The sequence below is a fragment of the Saccharomonospora sp. CUA-673 genome, from assembly GCF_001942305.1.
Lineage (GTDB): Bacteria > Actinomycetota > Actinomycetes > Mycobacteriales > Pseudonocardiaceae > Prauserella.
The window spans coordinates 139,594-154,790 of the sequence record NZ_MKKE01000001.1 but is presented as its reverse complement, the minus strand read 5'-3'; the positions used below and the strand labels follow the sequence as shown (position 1 = coordinate 154,790).

General features: G+C 70.5%; 13 protein-coding genes and 2 pseudogenes. 11 read left to right on the top strand and 4 right to left on the bottom strand.

What is annotated here, in order from left to right; translation table 11 throughout:
• Positions 1–72: 72 nt before the first annotated feature.
• From BJF85_RS00825 to BJF85_RS00790, 9 genes are all read left to right on the top strand, one after another.
• Positions 73–1,344: an ammonium transporter gene (locus BJF85_RS00825; protein WP_075845317.1), complete on the top strand. Its 1,272-nt coding sequence runs from the start codon at positions 73–75 to the stop codon at positions 1,342–1,344.
• Between the two features lie 253 nt (positions 1,345–1,597).
• Positions 1,598–2,968: a type III glutamate--ammonia ligase gene (gene glnT / locus BJF85_RS00820; protein WP_075845316.1), complete on the top strand. Its 1,371-nt coding sequence runs from the start codon at positions 1,598–1,600 to the stop codon at positions 2,966–2,968.
• A gap of 17 nt (positions 2,969–2,985) precedes the next feature.
• The gene (locus tag BJF85_RS28625) at positions 2,986–3,258 is read left to right on the top strand and encodes a hypothetical protein (RefSeq protein ID WP_222844404.1); all 273 of its coding nucleotides are present in this window, start codon (positions 2,986–2,988) and stop codon (positions 3,256–3,258) included.
• Between the two features lie 178 nt (positions 3,259–3,436).
• Positions 3,437–3,883: a hypothetical protein gene (locus BJF85_RS28620; protein ID WP_222844403.1), complete on the top strand. Its 447-nt coding sequence runs from the start codon at positions 3,437–3,439 to the stop codon at positions 3,881–3,883.
• A complete protein-coding gene (locus BJF85_RS00810; RefSeq protein ID WP_075845315.1) occupies positions 3,871–4,548 on the top strand; it encodes a protein glxC in 678 nt (225 codons plus the stop codon). Before BJF85_RS28620 ends, BJF85_RS00810 begins: the two co-directional genes overlap by 13 nt.
• Positions 4,549–4,561: 13 nt before the next feature.
• On the top strand, positions 4,562–5,896 hold the full coding sequence (locus tag BJF85_RS00805; protein ID WP_075845314.1) for an FMN-binding glutamate synthase family protein: 1,335 nt from the start codon (positions 4,562–4,564) through the stop codon (positions 5,894–5,896).
• A complete protein-coding gene (locus BJF85_RS00800; protein ID WP_075845313.1) occupies positions 5,886–7,079 on the top strand; it encodes an FAD-binding oxidoreductase in 1,194 nt (397 codons plus the stop codon). The genes BJF85_RS00805 and BJF85_RS00800 overlap by 11 nt, the downstream gene beginning before the upstream one ends.
• Positions 7,076–8,362, top strand: coding sequence for an allantoate amidohydrolase (locus BJF85_RS00795; protein ID WP_075845312.1), 1,287 nt, complete (start codon positions 7,076–7,078; stop codon positions 8,360–8,362). The genes BJF85_RS00800 and BJF85_RS00795 overlap by 4 nt, the downstream gene beginning before the upstream one ends.
• A gap of 25 nt (positions 8,363–8,387) precedes the next feature.
• Positions 8,388–9,038: a helix-turn-helix domain-containing protein gene (locus BJF85_RS00790; RefSeq protein WP_075845311.1), complete on the top strand. Its 651-nt coding sequence runs from the start codon at positions 8,388–8,390 to the stop codon at positions 9,036–9,038.
• A gap of 35 nt (positions 9,039–9,073) precedes the next feature.
• On the opposite strand, the gene BJF85_RS00785 is transcribed toward BJF85_RS00790, so the two are convergent.
• The 4 genes and pseudogenes from BJF85_RS00785 to BJF85_RS00770 form a co-directional block, all read right to left on the bottom strand.
• Entirely contained in the window at positions 9,074–9,667 is a 594-nt protein-coding gene (locus tag BJF85_RS00785; RefSeq protein WP_075845310.1) for a lysozyme, read from the bottom strand.
• Between the two features lie 131 nt (positions 9,668–9,798).
• A complete protein-coding gene (locus BJF85_RS00780) occupies positions 9,799–10,566 on the bottom strand; it encodes an ABC transporter permease (protein ID WP_075845309.1) in 768 nt (255 codons plus the stop codon).
• A pseudogene (locus BJF85_RS00775) lies at positions 10,556–11,595 on the bottom strand (ATP-binding cassette domain-containing protein). The gene BJF85_RS00780 and the pseudogene BJF85_RS00775 overlap by 11 nt, the downstream one beginning before the upstream one ends.
• A gap of 90 nt (positions 11,596–11,685) precedes the next feature.
• Complete coding sequence (locus tag BJF85_RS00770) at positions 11,686–12,270, bottom strand: PadR family transcriptional regulator (RefSeq protein ID WP_075845308.1); 585 nt, start codon at positions 12,268–12,270, stop codon at positions 11,686–11,688.
• A 61-nt stretch (positions 12,271–12,331) separates the two neighbouring features.
• Between BJF85_RS00770 and metG the strand changes: the two genes are divergently transcribed.
• Together metG and BJF85_RS00760 are read left to right on the top strand one after the other, a co-directional pair.
• Positions 12,332–14,125, top strand: coding sequence for a methionine--tRNA ligase (gene metG / locus BJF85_RS00765; protein ID WP_075845307.1), 1,794 nt, complete (start codon positions 12,332–12,334; stop codon positions 14,123–14,125).
• Positions 14,126–14,170: 45 nt separating this feature from the next.
• Positions 14,171–15,051: pseudogene (locus tag BJF85_RS00760) on the top strand (TatD family hydrolase).
• The last annotated feature ends 146 nt before the right edge of the window (positions 15,052–15,197 follow it).

Below are 15,197 nucleotides of genomic sequence, written 5' to 3'. Positions count from 1 at the left end.
TCGCCACGCAGACTTCCGCAACACCCCGATCACCCCGAAACCCGGAAAATCAAGAATCGCAGGAGTACGACCATGGAATCCGTCCTGGCCGCTCAGGCAGACCTGGCGTGGCTGTTGGCAGCCTTCGCCCTGGTTTCGCTGATGTTCCCCGGACTCGCGCTGTTCTACGGCGGGATGCTGGGAGCGAAGAACACGCTCAACATGATGATGATGGTCATGAGCACGCTCGCCGTGACCTCGGTGCTGTACGTGCTGTACGGCTACGGACTGGTGTCCGGACCATCGGTCGGCGGGCTCGGCCTGATCGGCGATCCGACCGACTTCATCGGCCTCGGCCAGTTCCAGAACGACGAGGGAACCGGCGGTGCGGAAGGCGCGTTCGACGCGGCGTTCTTCATCCTCTTCGCCGCGATCACCATCGCGATCGCCGCGTCGGGTGCGGCGGGCCGGATGAAGTTCACCGGCTGGATCGCCTTCTCCGCGGTGTGGCTGACGGTGGTGTACTTCCCGCTCGCGCACTGGATCTTCGCCATCGACGACGGCTGGATGAGCAAGCTCGGCGTGCACGACTACGCCGGCGGTACCGCGGTCCACATGAACGCCGGTGTCGCCGCGCTCGCGCTCGCCTTCGCGCTCGGCAAACGCCGTTCCGGCGAACGCCCGCACAACCTGCCACTCGTGGTGATCGGCGCCGGCATCCTGTTCTTCGGCTGGTTCGGCTTCAACGGCGGCACCGCCGGTGCGTCGGACTTCCTGGCCCAGTACGTCATCCTCACGACGCTGCTGTCGGCGTGCGCCGGCATGATCGGGTTCGCCATCGTCGAGCAGCTGCGGGAGAAGCGGATCACCGGGCTCGGCATCGTCACGGGTCTGATCTCCGGTCTGGTCGGCATCACGCCCGCGGCCGACGCGATGAGCCCGATCGGGGCGCTGCTGGTCGGCGTGATCGCCGGTGCCGGCGTGTGCGCACTGCTCGGCCTGAAGAACAAGCTGGGCATCGACGAGAGCCTCGACGCGTTCGCCGTGCACGGCCTCGGCGGCATGTTCGGCACCCTGTGCGTCGTCCTGTTCGCCTCGGGCGCCGCGCCCGGCGGGGTGACCGGCGTGCTGTTCGGCGGCAGTCCCGACATCATCTGGCGCGAACTCGTCGGCATCCTCGCGACGTGCGTCTACTCGTTCGTCATGACGTTCCTCGTCGCCAAGGGTCTGGACAAGCTGATGGGCATCCGCGTGGACTCCGAGACCGAGTCCCAGGGCCTCGACGTCTCGGTGCACGCCGAGTCGGCCTACGAGCTCACCCCGGCGCGCAGCGCCCCGAAGCCGGGCGGGGAGACCTCCGCCTGAGCGCCTGTGCCGTCGCGTGTGGCCCGGTCACCCAGGTGACCGGGCCACACCCATGTTCACCTGCGGAAACTCGCTGAGCCCCGATTCAACCCTCCCCCTCGAATCGGGGTAAACCCACTCAACCCTCCCCCTTGATGCAAGGTGTCGCGGGGCGCAACGTGACGATGACGGCGATGTCATCGCGGCGAAATCCCGGCCGTGTCTACTGAGGATGTATACCGATTCCTACAGGTAGACGATTGGGAGCAGGCCGATGACCGTCACCACCGAGAAGGGGCCGGCCACGTCGACCGAGTTGGCTGCGCTGGCCTCGCAGCACGGAACCAGGTTCATCCTCGCGTTGTTCGTCGATCTGCGGGGCAAGCCGTGCGCGAAGCTCGTGCCCGTGGAGGCGGTCGACGAGCTCGCCACCGACGGTGTCGGCTTCGCCGGGTACGCGGTCGGCGCGATGGGGCAGGAACCGAAGGACCCGGACCTGATCGCCATCCCCGACGTCGCGTCCTTCACGCCCGTGCCGTTCCTCAAGGAGGGGCTGGCGATCGTCCACTGTGACCCGCACGTCGAGGGCGAGCCGTGGCCGTACGCCCCGCGCAACATCCTCAAGGCGTTGATCCGCCAGGCCGGCGACGCCGGATTCGAACCCCACGCCGGCGCCGAGGTCGAGTACTTCCTGCTGCGGAAGACGGCCGACGGCAGCCTGGTCACCGCCGACGAACTCGACGACGCCGCCCAGCCCTGCTACGACGTCCGCGGGCTCACGCGCATGTACGACTTCCTCACCCAGGTGTCGACGGCGATGAACACCCTCGGCTGGTCGAACTACGCCAACGACCACGAGGACGGCAACGGCCAGTTCGAGCAGAACTTCGCCTACGCCGACGCCCTCACCACCGCCGACCGGGTCGTCACCCTGCGGTATCTGCTGTCGATGTTCGCGCAGGAACGCGGCATGATCGCGACGTTCATGCCGAAGCCGTTCGCCGACCGCACCGGCTCCGGACTGCACTTCCACCTCTCGCTCACGAGCGCCGGGGATCCCGTGTTCCCCGCGGCAGGCGGCGACGAGCGCGGCACCGGTCTGTCGGCGACGGCGTACTCGTTCGTCTCCGGACTGCTCGGCCACGCGCCCGCGCTGCAGGCGTTGATCGCGCCCACGGTGAACTCGTACAAGCGCACCGGCGCGACGGCCACGACCTCGGGTGCCTCGTGGGCTCCGTCCAAACCGACCTACGGCGGCAACGACCGCACGCACTACGTGCGCATTCCCGATCCGACCCGGGTCGAGCTGCGCGGCGGCGACGGATCGGCCAACCCGTACCTCGCGGTCGCCGGGGCCATCGGCGCCGGACTCGACGGCATCAAACGCAGCGGCGACCCGGGCGCGCTCGGCACCGGTCCGGACCACGTCGACACCCTTCCGCGCACCCTGCTGCACGCCGTCGAACAGCTCGAGGCCGATCCCGTGATCAGCGGCGTGCTCGACGCCGCCGTCCCCGCGGGTGGCGTCGCCGGCGACGCGACACCCGTCTCCCGCTACTTCGCGACATTGCAGCGCGACGAGTACTTCGCGTGGCACCACGCCATCTCCCGGTGGGAGATCGACCGCTACCTGACCGCGTTCTGACACAAGGAGGCACGCGCATGTGCGGAATCGTGGGTCTGCACCTCCGGACCCCGGACCTGCACCCGCACCTGGGCGAGTTGCTCAGCGGGATGCTGTGCGAGATGGAGGATCGCGGCGCCGACTCCGCGGGCGTCGCCGTGTACGGCGATCCTCGGTGGACACCGCCGGGACACGGTGCGGTGTCGTTGCTCGAGACCGGTGCCGGCGACCCGGCGGCCGCGGCGGAGGCCGTCGCCGCCGCGCTCGGCGAACCCGTGCAGGGCGCCGTCTCGCCGAGACCCTGCTGCTGACGTCCCCGGCGCCCAGCGAACGGCTGCTCGCCGCGGCGCGCACCGCGCACCCCGAGGCGCTCGTCGCCGGGTTCGGCACGGACCTGGCCGTGCTCAAGGGGGTCGGCCACCCGCGCACGCTCGCCGAGGGTGGGGACTGCCCGGCGCCCAGGGCTGGCAGGGCGTGGGCCACACGCGCATGGCGACCGAGTCCGCCGTCGACGCGGCCGGCTGCCACCCGTACGCCGTGGGCCCGGACCAGTGCCTGGTGCACAACGGTTCGTTCGCCAACCACGCCACGATCCGCCGCGAGCTGACGGCTGCGGGGGTCGAGTTCGACAGCCTCAACGACACCGAGGTCGGCGCGCGGTTCGTCGCGCAGCGGCTGGCGCAGGGGGTCGACATCGAGACGGCGTTGAAGGACCTGTGCGCCACCTTCGACGGTTTCTACACGCTGCTGGTGTCGCATCACGACTCGTTCGCCGTGGTGCGCGACGCGATCGCGTGCAAACCCGCCGTCATCGCCGAGACCGCCGACTGGGTCGCGATGGCCAGCGAGTACCGCGCGCTGGCGAACCTGCCCGGCGTCGCATCCGCCCGCATCTGGGAACCCGAACCGGAGGTGGTCTACGCATGGACCCGGTGAGGCGCTTCGACCTGGCCACCACCCCGCTGCGCGAGGTCAACGCGGCACTGCACGCCGACGACCTGGCCGGCGACTACGTGATCACCACACCGAACGGCGCGCACAACGTCGCGGTCGGACTGACCGCCCCGGTGACGGTCACCGTCGAGGGGCACGTCGGCTACTACGCGGCGGGCATGAACCAGCGGGCCGAGGTCGTCGTCACGGGCAACGCCGGAACGGGCGTCGCCGAGAACATGATGAGCGGAACCGTTGTCGTGCACGGAAACGCGTCGCAGAGCGCGGGCGCCACCGCCCACGGCGGACTGCTCGTCGTGCACGGGGACGCCGCCGCGCGCTGCGGCATCTCGATGAAGGGCGTCGACATCGTGGTGGGCGGCAACGTCGGGCACAACTCGGCGTTCATGGCGCAGGCCGGGCGCATGGTGGTCCGCGGCGACGCGGGCGACGGGCTCGGCGACTCCGTCTACGAGGCGCGGCTCTACGTGCGCGGTGACGTCGGCACGCTCGGTGCCGACTGCGTGGCCAAGCCGATGCGGCCCGAGCACGTCGACGAACTCGCCGGACTGCTCAAGGCCGCCGGCTACGACGACGATCCCGCCGACTACACGCGCTACGGCTCGGCGCGACAGCTCTACCACTTCCAGGCCCACAACACGTACTGAAGGAGGTCCGCCCGTGAGCGACACGTGGGGACTGCGCGAGTCGGCGACGTTCGACCGCGCCGCGATCGCCGAGATCCGGCGCGCCGCCGACACCGGCGTCTACGACATTCGCGGCTGGGGAGCCAAACGCGCCGTTCCGCACTTCGACGACCTGCTGTTCCTGGGTGCGTCGATGTCGCGGTACCCGCTGGAGGGGTATCGCGAACGCTGCGACACCGACGTCCGGCTGGGTACGCGTGGCGCGAAGTACCCGCTGCACCTGGACATCCCGGTGACGATCGCGGGCATGTCGTTCGGCGCGCTGTCCGGCCGGGCCAAGGAGGCGCTGGGCCGCGGGGCGTCGGAGGCCGGGACGTCGACGACCACCGGCGACGGCGGGATGACGGCCGAGGAACGCGGCCAGTCGAAACACCTGGTGTACCAGTACCTGCCGAGTCGGTACGGCATGAACCCCGACGACCTGCGCAAGGCCGACGCCGTCGAGGTCGTGCTCGGCCAGGGTGCCAAACCGGGCGGCGGCGGGATGTTGCTGGGACAGAAGATCTCCCCGCGCGTGGCGGAGATGCGCACGCTGCCCGAGGGCATCGACCAGCGCAGCGCGTCGCGGCATCCCGACTGGACCGGACCCGACGACCTCACCATCAAGATCAACGAACTGCGCGAGATCACCGACCACGAGAAGCCGATCTACGTAAAGGTCGGGGCGAGCCGCACGTACTACGACACCAAGCTGGCCGTCCACGCCGGTGCGGACGTCGTGGTCGTCGACGGGATGCAGGGCGGCACGGCCGCCACGCAGGAGGTGTTCATCGAGCACGTCGGCATTCCGACCCTCGCGGCGATTCCGCAGGCCGTGCAGGCGTTGCAGGAACTCGGTGTGCACCGGGCCGGCGACGACGGCGTGCAGCTGATCGTTTCCGGCGGCATCCGCACCGGCGCCGACGTCGCGAAGGCCATGGCGCTCGGCGCCGACGCCGTCGCGATCGGGACGGCCGCGCTGATCGCGTTGGGCGACAACGATCCCGCCCACGCGGCCGACTACGAGCGGATCGGCTCGGCCGCCGGCTTCTACGACGACTTCCAGGACGGCCGCGACCCGACGGGCATCTCCACCCAGGACCCGGAACTGGCCGCACGCTTCGACCCGGTCGAGGGCGGCAGGCGGCTCGCGAACTATCTGCGCGTGCTGACGATGGAGGCGCAGACCGTCGCGCGCGCGTGCGGCAAGGCGCACGTGCGGCACCTGGAACCGGAGGACCTCGTGGCGCTCACGATCGAATCCGCCGCCATGGCACGGGTTCCGCTCGCGGGCACGTCGTGGATCCCGGGGCAGACGCATGGGTGGTGACAGAACGGTCGTCGTCGGCAGCGGGCTGATCGGACTGTCGATCGCCCGCGCGCTGACCGCCCGCGGTGTCGGCGATGTGCTCGTGCTGGAACGCGGCATGCTCGCCGGCGGGGGCACCGGCAAGTCCAGCGGCATCGTCCGCGCCCACTACGGTGTTCCGTCGATCGCCGCGATGGCCTGGCGCAGCACGCCCGTGTTCGAGGAACTCGGCGCGGCGGTCGGCTTCCGGCAGTGCGGCTACGCGGTGCTCGTCGGGGAGGAGAACGAGGCCTCGCTGCGCGCGAACATCGCCACGCACCAGAGGCTCGGCATCGACGTCGATCTGATCGACCTCGACCGGCTGGCCGCGATGTGGCCGATGATGAACGTCGACGACGTCGCCGCGGCGGCGTACGAACCGCGCGGCGGCTTCGCCGACGCCACCCAGCTGGCCCTCCACTTCGGACAGCTCGCCCGCGCCGCAGGGGCCCGCGTGCGCCAGCAATGCCCCGTCGCGCGCATCCGCACGACCGGCGACCGGGTCACCGGCGTCGAACTGGTCTCCGGGGAGGTCGTCGAGGCCGACCGGGTGGTCGTCGCCGCGGGATGGTGGTCGGCGCCGCTGCTGGCCGACCTCGGCATCCCCTTCCCCGTCGAGGGGTACCGCTCCGAACTGATCGTCGTCGACGCCGGCGAACCGCTGCCGGACCTGCCCGTCGTCTCGGACCTGGTGAGCCTGCAGTACTGCCGCGTCGAAGGGGCCGGTCAGTTCCTGGTCGGTAACAGCGACCACGGCAGCGACCACGGCGGCGAGGGCGGGCGGTTCGTCGACCCGGACGACTACTCCAACGTCGCCGCCGAGGAGAGCGTGCTGGCCTACGCCGAGAAGGTGCTGCACCGCTTCCCCGGATTCCCCGCGCCGTCGGTGAGTCACAGCTACGCCGGCGTCTACGACGTGCCCCCGGACTGGAACCCGGTGATCGCGCCCGTCGGCGATGTCGCAGGATTGACGTTGTGCGCCGGCTTCGCCGGCCACGGCTTCAAGATCAGCCCCGCGGTCGGCGATCTCGTCGCCGACCTGTTGCTCGAAGGGGACAGCACCGACCCGGACATCCCGGCGAGCGACTTCCGCCTCGAGCGGTTCGAGACCGGGGACCTGTTGCGCAGCCCGCATCCCTACGCGGGCGCGGGGGAGATGCGATGAGCACCGAGCACAGCAGCACGGAACACACCGGAACGCCGGCCAGCAGCGCCGACACGGTCGCCGGGCTGCTCGGCCAGATCGCCGACGTCGGACGAGATCCGAAGCGGGGCGGCTACTCCCGGCCCGTCCACTCCGACGCCGAGCACACGTTGCGCGAGTGGTTCCGGGAGCAGGCGGCCCGGCGGGGATTGGACGTCGAGACCGACCGCAACGGCACGATCTGGGCGTGGCACGCGCCCGGCGGACGGCGGGAGAACGCGGTCGTCACCGGGTCGCACCTGGACTCGGTTCCGGGCGGCGGCGCCTACGACGGACCGCTCGGGATCGCCTCGGCGCTCGTCGCGTTCGACCGGCTGGCCGAACGCGGAACCGGTGGTGCGCGGGCGATCGCGGTCTTCGGCGAGGAGGAGGGCTCGCGGTTCGGCGTCGCGTGCCTCGGCTCGCGCCTGGCCACCGGGGCGATCTCCCCGGAACGGGCGCTGGCGCTGACCGACGCCGACGGTCGCACCTACGCCGAGGTCGCCGAGCGCAGTGGGCTCGACCCGACGCACATGGGACCGGATCCGGACACGCTGGCGCGGATGGCCGCGTTCGTCGAACTGCACGTCGAACAGGGCAGGGGGCTCGTCGATCTGGGCAGTCCGGTCGCCGTGGCCACGTCGATCCTGGGCCACGGACGGTGGCGGATCTCGATCTCCGGCGAGGGCAACCACGCCGGCACGACGCTGATGACCGACCGCCGCGACCCGATGATCGCCGCGGGCGCGCTCGTCGTGCGCGTGCGCGACCTCGCCCGCGCCGAACCCGGGGCGCGCGCCACCGTGGGCCGGTTGCAGCCGATTCCCGGCGGTACCAACGTGATCGCCTCCCGCGTGGACGTCTGGCTCGACGTGCGCCACCCCGAGGACGCCGTCACCGCTGCGCTGGTCGAGCAGATCGGCGCCGAGGCATCGCGCCTGGCCGCCGACGAGGGCTGCACGGCGACGCTGACCGAGGAGTCCTTCGGCGGCACCGTCGACTTCGACGCCGGCCTGCGCGACCGGCTGGCCGCCCGGCTCGGCGACGTGCCGCTGCTGCCCACGGGAGCCGGGCACGACGCGGGCGTGCTCAACGCGCACGTCCCGACGGCGATGCTGTTCACCCGCAACCCGACGGGCGTCTCCCACGCCCCCGACGAGGGCTGCGAGGACACCGACGCCGAAGCAGGCGCCGAGGCGCTCGCCGACAGCATGGAACTGTTGGCGGACACCGCATCCACGGCGCCTGAGCGTCCACTGCCATGAGACGACTCGCCGCTAGGGTGAACCCATGACCGACGAGAACCTCCTCCGGAACGTCTCGGGCACCGCGCGCAACCGGCACGAGAGCGAGACCGTCGAGGAGATCGCGCTCGAGGAGGCGATCGCGGCCAACGTCCGCCGCCTGCGCGCCCAGCACGGGGTCTCCGTCGGGCACATGGCCGAGCAGATCGGCATCTCCAAGGCGATGCTTTCGAAGATCGAGAACGCGCAGACATCGTGCAGCCTCGCCACGTTGGCCCGGCTGGCCTCGGCGTTCGACGTGCCCGTGACGTCGTTGTTCCGCGGCGCCGAGACCGAACGGCCCGCCTCGTTCGTCCCCGCGGGACAGGGCACCCGCATCGTCCGCAACGGCACGCAGGTCGGCCACGAGTACGAACTCCTCGGCACGTTGCGCGACGAGCACAAACGCCTCGAATGCCTGCTCGTCACCCTCGACGCGCAGAGCGAGGTGCACCCCCTCTTCGAACACCCCGGCACCGAGTTCATCTACCTGCTGGAAGGGGAGATGGCCTACGGACACGGCCGGTCGGTCTACCGGATGCGGGCAGGCGACTCGCTGCAGATCGACGGGGAGGCGCCGCACGGACCGGTCGAACTGATCACGTTCCCGATCCGGTTCCTGTCGGTCATCGCCTTCCCCGACTCGGCCACGCTCTGACCGGACGGGTCAGAGGTTCAGCGAGGTTCGCGGGTTCACAGCAGGATGTCGGCCAGCGTGAACGGGTAGACCAGCGCCGACTCGGGCGCCTGCGAACGGTTGCTGTGCTGGTGCACGCCGAGCCTGCTGTGGAACCAGCCGGGGCGGCCGGGAATGCCGTTGCGGCGCACCAGCCACAGCACGACGTCGGAATCGGCCCAGCGGTCGGGGTGGAACCGGTGCTGCCAGTCCTCGAACTCGGCCTGCACGAGCACGCGGCGGATGCCGGCCTCGCCGCGGATCGTCTTGATCCACGTCTTGACGAACCGGTCGTCGATGCCGGGGGCGCGCGCATCCAACGTCGGCGCGAGCACACCCGGCGCGAACGCCCCGAGCGGTGCGCCCGCGCGCACGACATGCCGTGCCTGGTCGATCGCGCCGCCCTCACGCGCCAGATGCCGGATGCCCGCGTGCACCCCGGCGTCCAGGGCCCGGCCCAGTTGTGCGGCGGAACCGTCGTCGGTCCAGTTGAGGTTCTCGGTGACGGTGATCGCCGCGAACGTGACCGCCCGGCCGCGCAGCGCCGCCCAGTCGGGCACCGACTCACGCAGCGACAGGCTCACGCCCGTCGGTCCCGCCGGTTCGGTCACCGCCCCACCTCATCCGCCTGCCGCTGTGCTGCCTGCCGAGGGCCCACTCTACGTGCGGCGATGCACGAAAAGTGGGCCCTTCGGGCGGGCGTGTCCGGTGGTGGATCGGCCGGCGGGTCGGGCCGGTCGGCTCAGGCGTTCTCGCGGCGGAACGTGCGCGCGCCCCAGAACACCGCCAGGGACATCAGCACGAGCAGCACCACCGAACCGGTCAGCAGCGCGTCGACGGAGAAGTCGCCGCGGAAGCTCGCGCGGCCCGCGTCGACGATGTGCGTGAACGGGTTGACCCGCGAGATCGAGTACAGCCACTGCGGGGCCAGCCCGGTGGTGATCGGCACGAGGATGCCCGACAACAGCAGTACCGGCATCAGCACCGAGTTCACGACCGCCGGGAAGGCCTCCTCGTTGCGCAGCGTCAACGCCACCGCGTAAGAGGCCGAGGCCAGCGTCACCGACAGCATCCCGACGATCAGCAGGGTCAGCACGATCCCGCCGACCGGCGCCGACAGGTCGAACACCAGGAACGCCAGCGTCGTGATGATCAATGCCTGCACGATCGTGGTGAGGCCGTTGGTGAGGACCTTGCCCAGCAGCAGCGCGACCCGGCTGGCCGGCGTCACGCGGAGCCGTTCGACGACGCCGTTGCGCAGATCGGCCAGCAACGAGAAGCCGGCCATCGTGGCGCTGAACAACGACAGCTGGATGATCAGCGCGGGCGTGAGGATCGTCCAGCTGTCACCGGGCGGGAAGCCGGGCGTGCTGGTGACGATCCGTTCCATCAGCGGCCCGAACAGCACCAGGTACAGCACCGGCTGCATCGCGCCGATCGCCAACCAGGCCGGATTGCGCAGCAGCAGGGTGTAGTCGCGGCGGAAGATCAGCCAGGTGTCACGCAACACGGGTGTTCACCCCGCCCTCGTTGCCGGCCTTGTCGTCGGTCCTGGTGTCGGAGTCGGTGCCGGCTGTGTTGTCGGCTGTGTTGTCGCTGTCGCGCAGGCTGCGGCCGGTGAGGGTCAGGAAGACGTCGTCCAGCGTCGGCCGGTGCACCTGCATCGACCGCATCCCGATGTCGGCGGCGTCGAACGCGCGCAGCAGCGCGGGCAGTGCCGTGTCGCCGCGCGGGACGCGGAACCGCACCTCGCCGTGGGCGGTGACCAGGTCGTGGGCGCCCTCGACCGCGGACACGATCTCCGCGGCTCGGGGCAGCGCGTCGTCGTCGACACCGAGCACGACGCCGTCGCCGGAGACCCGGGCCTTCAACGCGTCCGGGCTGCCCTCGGCGACGATCTCACCGCCGTCGATCACGAGGATCCGGTCGCACAGGGCGTCCGCCTCGTCGAGGTAGTGCGTGGTGAGGAACAGCGTCACGCCCTGCTCCGCGCGGAGGGTGCGGATGTGCTCCCACAGGTTCGCCCTGCTCTGCGGGTCCAGGCCGGTGGTCGGTTCGTCGAAGAACACCAGACCCGGCCGGTGGATCAGGCCGAGGGCGATGTCGAGCCTGCGCCGCTGCCGCCGGACAGCGTCTTCGTCAGCCGTTGGTCCAATCCGGACAGATCGAGCTGCTCGGTGAGATCCGCGCCGCGTGCGATCGCCTCGGACTTGCGCAGACCGTAGAGCCGGCCCTGCAGTTCGATCTCCTCGGCGACCTTGCACTCCGGTCCCGTGCCGCCGCCCTGGGCGACGTAACCGATGCGCCTGCGCACCCCCACCGGATCGGCCAGCAGGTCGCGGCCGGCGACCTGCGCCTCACCCGCCGTGGGCGTGAGCAGCGTGGTGAGCATGCGCAGCGTCGTGGTCTTGCCCGCGCCGTTCGGGCCGAGGAAGCCGACGAGTTCGCCCTCGGCGACATCGATGTCGACGCCCTTCACCGCGTCCACCGTGCGCCCGCGCGAGGTGAAGCGGCGTTGCAAACCGCGTGCCGTGATCAATGGAACCCCCGTGGAGAAAAGACAGTGCGGGTCGTCGCGTGCGACCCGAGGACGACTGTCCTCCACGACCGGCATCGTCGTCAAATTTGATTAGCTGTGCCCGGTGTCGGTCGGGTCGTCGGCCATGACGTACTCACCGGAACGCAGGCGCTCGACCAGCTCGCGGGTCCAGGTCAGATCGGCGTCGCAATGCCCCAGCCACAGCCGGTACAACTCGTTGACGTGCGCCGGGTGGCCCCAGTCGCTGCCCTTGTCGAGCACCGTCGCGACGTTCGCGCGTTGCCCCTCCAACTGGGTCACGCGGTACTCCAGCAGTTCGAGCGCCAGCTTGCGGGGCAGTGCCGTGATGAACACCAACGCGGCGGTGAAGGCGCTCGCGTCCGCCGGCGAGCTCGTGACGTCGGCGATCCGCTGTTGCAACTCGCGCTGGAAGTCGCGTTCGCCGGCGTCGGTGAGGGTGTAGGCGAACCTGTCCGGGCCCTTGCCCGGCGTGGTCTCGACCTGCTGCAGCAGGTCCTCGGACGCCAGCCGTTTCAACGCGTGGTAGATCGAGCCCGGCTGCACGTTGGCCCACCGCTCCGCCGACCACGACAGCAGCTCGCGGCGCACCTGGTAACCGTGAGCGCGGCCGTACATCCGCACCACGCCGAGCACGAGCAACCGCGTCGCTGGCACCGCTACCGGCCTCCGTCCCTGCTCGCCCGTCCGCCGGGCACCTTCCGTAATCTACTGAGGCATGAGCACCTCAGTGTTGACCGCGGTGGCCTGGCCCTACGCCAACGGCCCCCGCCACATCGGTCATGTGTCCGGCTTCGGCGTCCCGTCCGACGTCTTCTCGCGCTACCAGCGAATGGCCGGCAACCGGGTGCTCATGGTGTCCGGGACCGACGAACACGGCACGCCGATCCTGGTGCAGGCCGACAAGGAGGGCCTGACGCCCCAGGAGACCGCCGACAAGTACACCCGGCAGATCGGCCAGGACCTGCGCGGACTCGGCCTGTCCTACGACCTGTTCACCCGTACCACCACCGGCAACCACGCCGACGTGGTCCAGCAGATCTTCCTCGCGCTGCACCGCAACGGCTACGTCGTGCCGAAGACGACGACCGGCGCCGTCAGTCCGTCGACCGGGCGCACCCTGCCCGACCGCTACATCGAGGGCACCTGCCCGCTGTGCGGCTACGACGGCGCACGCGGCGACCAGTGCGACAACTGCGGCAACCAGCTCGACGCCGCCGAACTGAAGAACCCGCGCTCGCGCATCAACGGCGAGACGCCGACGTTCGTCGAGACCGAGCACCTGTTCCTCGACCTGCCCGCGTTCACCGAGACGCTCGGTTCGTGGCTGTCGACGAAGACCGACTGGCGCTCCAACGTCCTCAACTTCACGAAGAACCTCGTCGACGACATGCGTCCGCGGCCGATCACCCGTGACCTCGACTGGGGCGTGAAGGTGCCGCTCGACGGGTGGCGCGACCAGCCGCTCAAGCGGTTCTACGTCTGGTTCGACGCGGTCATCGGGTACTTCTCGGCCAGCGTCGAGTGGGCGCGCCGCAGCGGCGACCCCGACGCGTGGAAGCCGTTCTGGACCGACCCGGACGCCCAGTCGTACTACTTCATGGGCAAGGACAACATCACCTTCCACGCCCAGCTGTGGCCCGCGTTCCTGCTCGGGCACAACGGCGCGGGCGACAAGGGCGGCGAGACCGGCCGGTACGGCACGCTGAACCTGCCCGGCGAGATCGTCTCGAGCGAGTTCCTCACCATGAGCGGGTCGAAGTTCTCGACCTCGCGCGGCACCGTCATCTACGTCGAGGACTTCCTGCGCGAGTTCGGCCCCGACACGCTGCGCTACTTCATCAGCGTCGCCGGGCCGGAGACCCAGGACACCGACTTCACGTGGGACGAGTTCGTACGGCGCACCAACTTCGAGCTCGCCAACGAATGGGGCAACCTCGTCAACCGGGCCATCTCGATGGCGCACAAGAACAACGGCGGCGTTCCCGCGCCGACCGCGCCCGCGGCCGCCGACGAGGAGCTCAAGGCCCTCTCCCGCGGCGCGTTCGACACCGTCGGCGAGCACCTGCGGCGCTCGCGGTTCCGGCAGGCCGCCGGTGAGGCGATGCGGGTGGTGTCGGCGGCGAACAAGTACCTGTCCGACCAGGAGCCGTGGAAGCTCAAGGAGGACCCCGACCGGCGCGACGCCGTGCTGCACACCGCCCTGCAGGTGGTGTCCGACGCCAACGCGCTGCTGACGCCGTTCCTGCCGCACGCCGCGCAGAAGGTGCACGAGGCCCTCGGCGGCACCGGCGTGTGGGCGGCGCAGCCCGAGCTGCAGGACGTCGAGGACCTCGACATCCCGGGGCGGGTCAACCCGATCCTCACGGGCGACTACAGCGGCGAGCAGGCCGTGTGGGCGTCCACGCCGATCGAGGTGGGCCGTCCGCTGGCCAAGCCGTCGCCGCTGTTCGCCAAGCTCGACGCGACACTCGGCGAGACGGGCCCCGACTGGGCCCCCATCACCAGCTGACACGAATAGAGCCCCCGAGGGCCCCATGGTCGCGTTCAACGCGACATGGCCTCGGGAGTGCATACGGGAGGGGTTGTGAGTCGGAAGAGTGGGCGGGACACGCCGCCGCCGGTGCCGGACCGGTTGCCGCGCCCGCGGTGGACGCGCACACCCATCTCGACGCCTGCGGGGCGGAAACGGCGGCCGACGTCGCCGCGATCCTCGACCGGGCAGGCGAGGCGGGGATCGAGCGGGTCGTCACCGTGGCCGACGACCTGGCGGCGGCGCAGTGGGCCGCCGAGGCGGCCACGTGGGACGAGCGCGTGTTCGCCGCCGTCGCGATCCACCCCACCCGCACGTCCGACTTCGGTGACGCCGAGAAGGCCGAGATCGAACGGCTCGCCGCGGGCGACCGCATCGTGGCCGTCGGGGAGACCGGACTCGACTACTACTGGGACTACTCGCCGCCCGCCGCGCAGCAGGAGGCGTTCCGGTGGCACATCGACCTCGCCAAGCGCATCGGCAAACCGCTGATGATCCACGACCGCGAGGCCCACGAGGACATCCTGCGCATCCTGTCCGAGGAGGGGGCGCCGGAGCGGGTCGTGTTCCACTGCTTCTCCGGCGACGCCGACATGGCGCGCCGGTGCGTCGACGCCGGCTACGTCCTCTCGTTCGCGGGCACGGTGACGTTCCGCAACGCCACGGGTCTGCAGGACGCGGCCGAGCTCGTCCCCGCGGAGCAGTATCTGGTGGAGACCGACGCGCCGTTCCTGACCCCTCATCCGTATCGGGGTCGCCCGAACGAGCCGTACTGCGCCGCTTACACCGTTCACGGTCTCGCCGAGCTCCGCGGTGAGCCGGTCGCCGTGGTCGCGGACGCCGTTCGGAGCAATGCCGAGCGTGTCTTCCGTCTCCCTCCGTTGCCGACAGTCACATCGGCCTGAACGGACTGCGACAAAGGTGCTGGCACAAGCCGTCATTCGATCCAGTGAGGCAGATCACAAGACTGCGTGGCGTGTTTGCGCAACCCCCCGAGGCCCGTTACGGTGCCGTGACCGTGCTGGTTGGAGATCGACTGCCTCCCACCGGC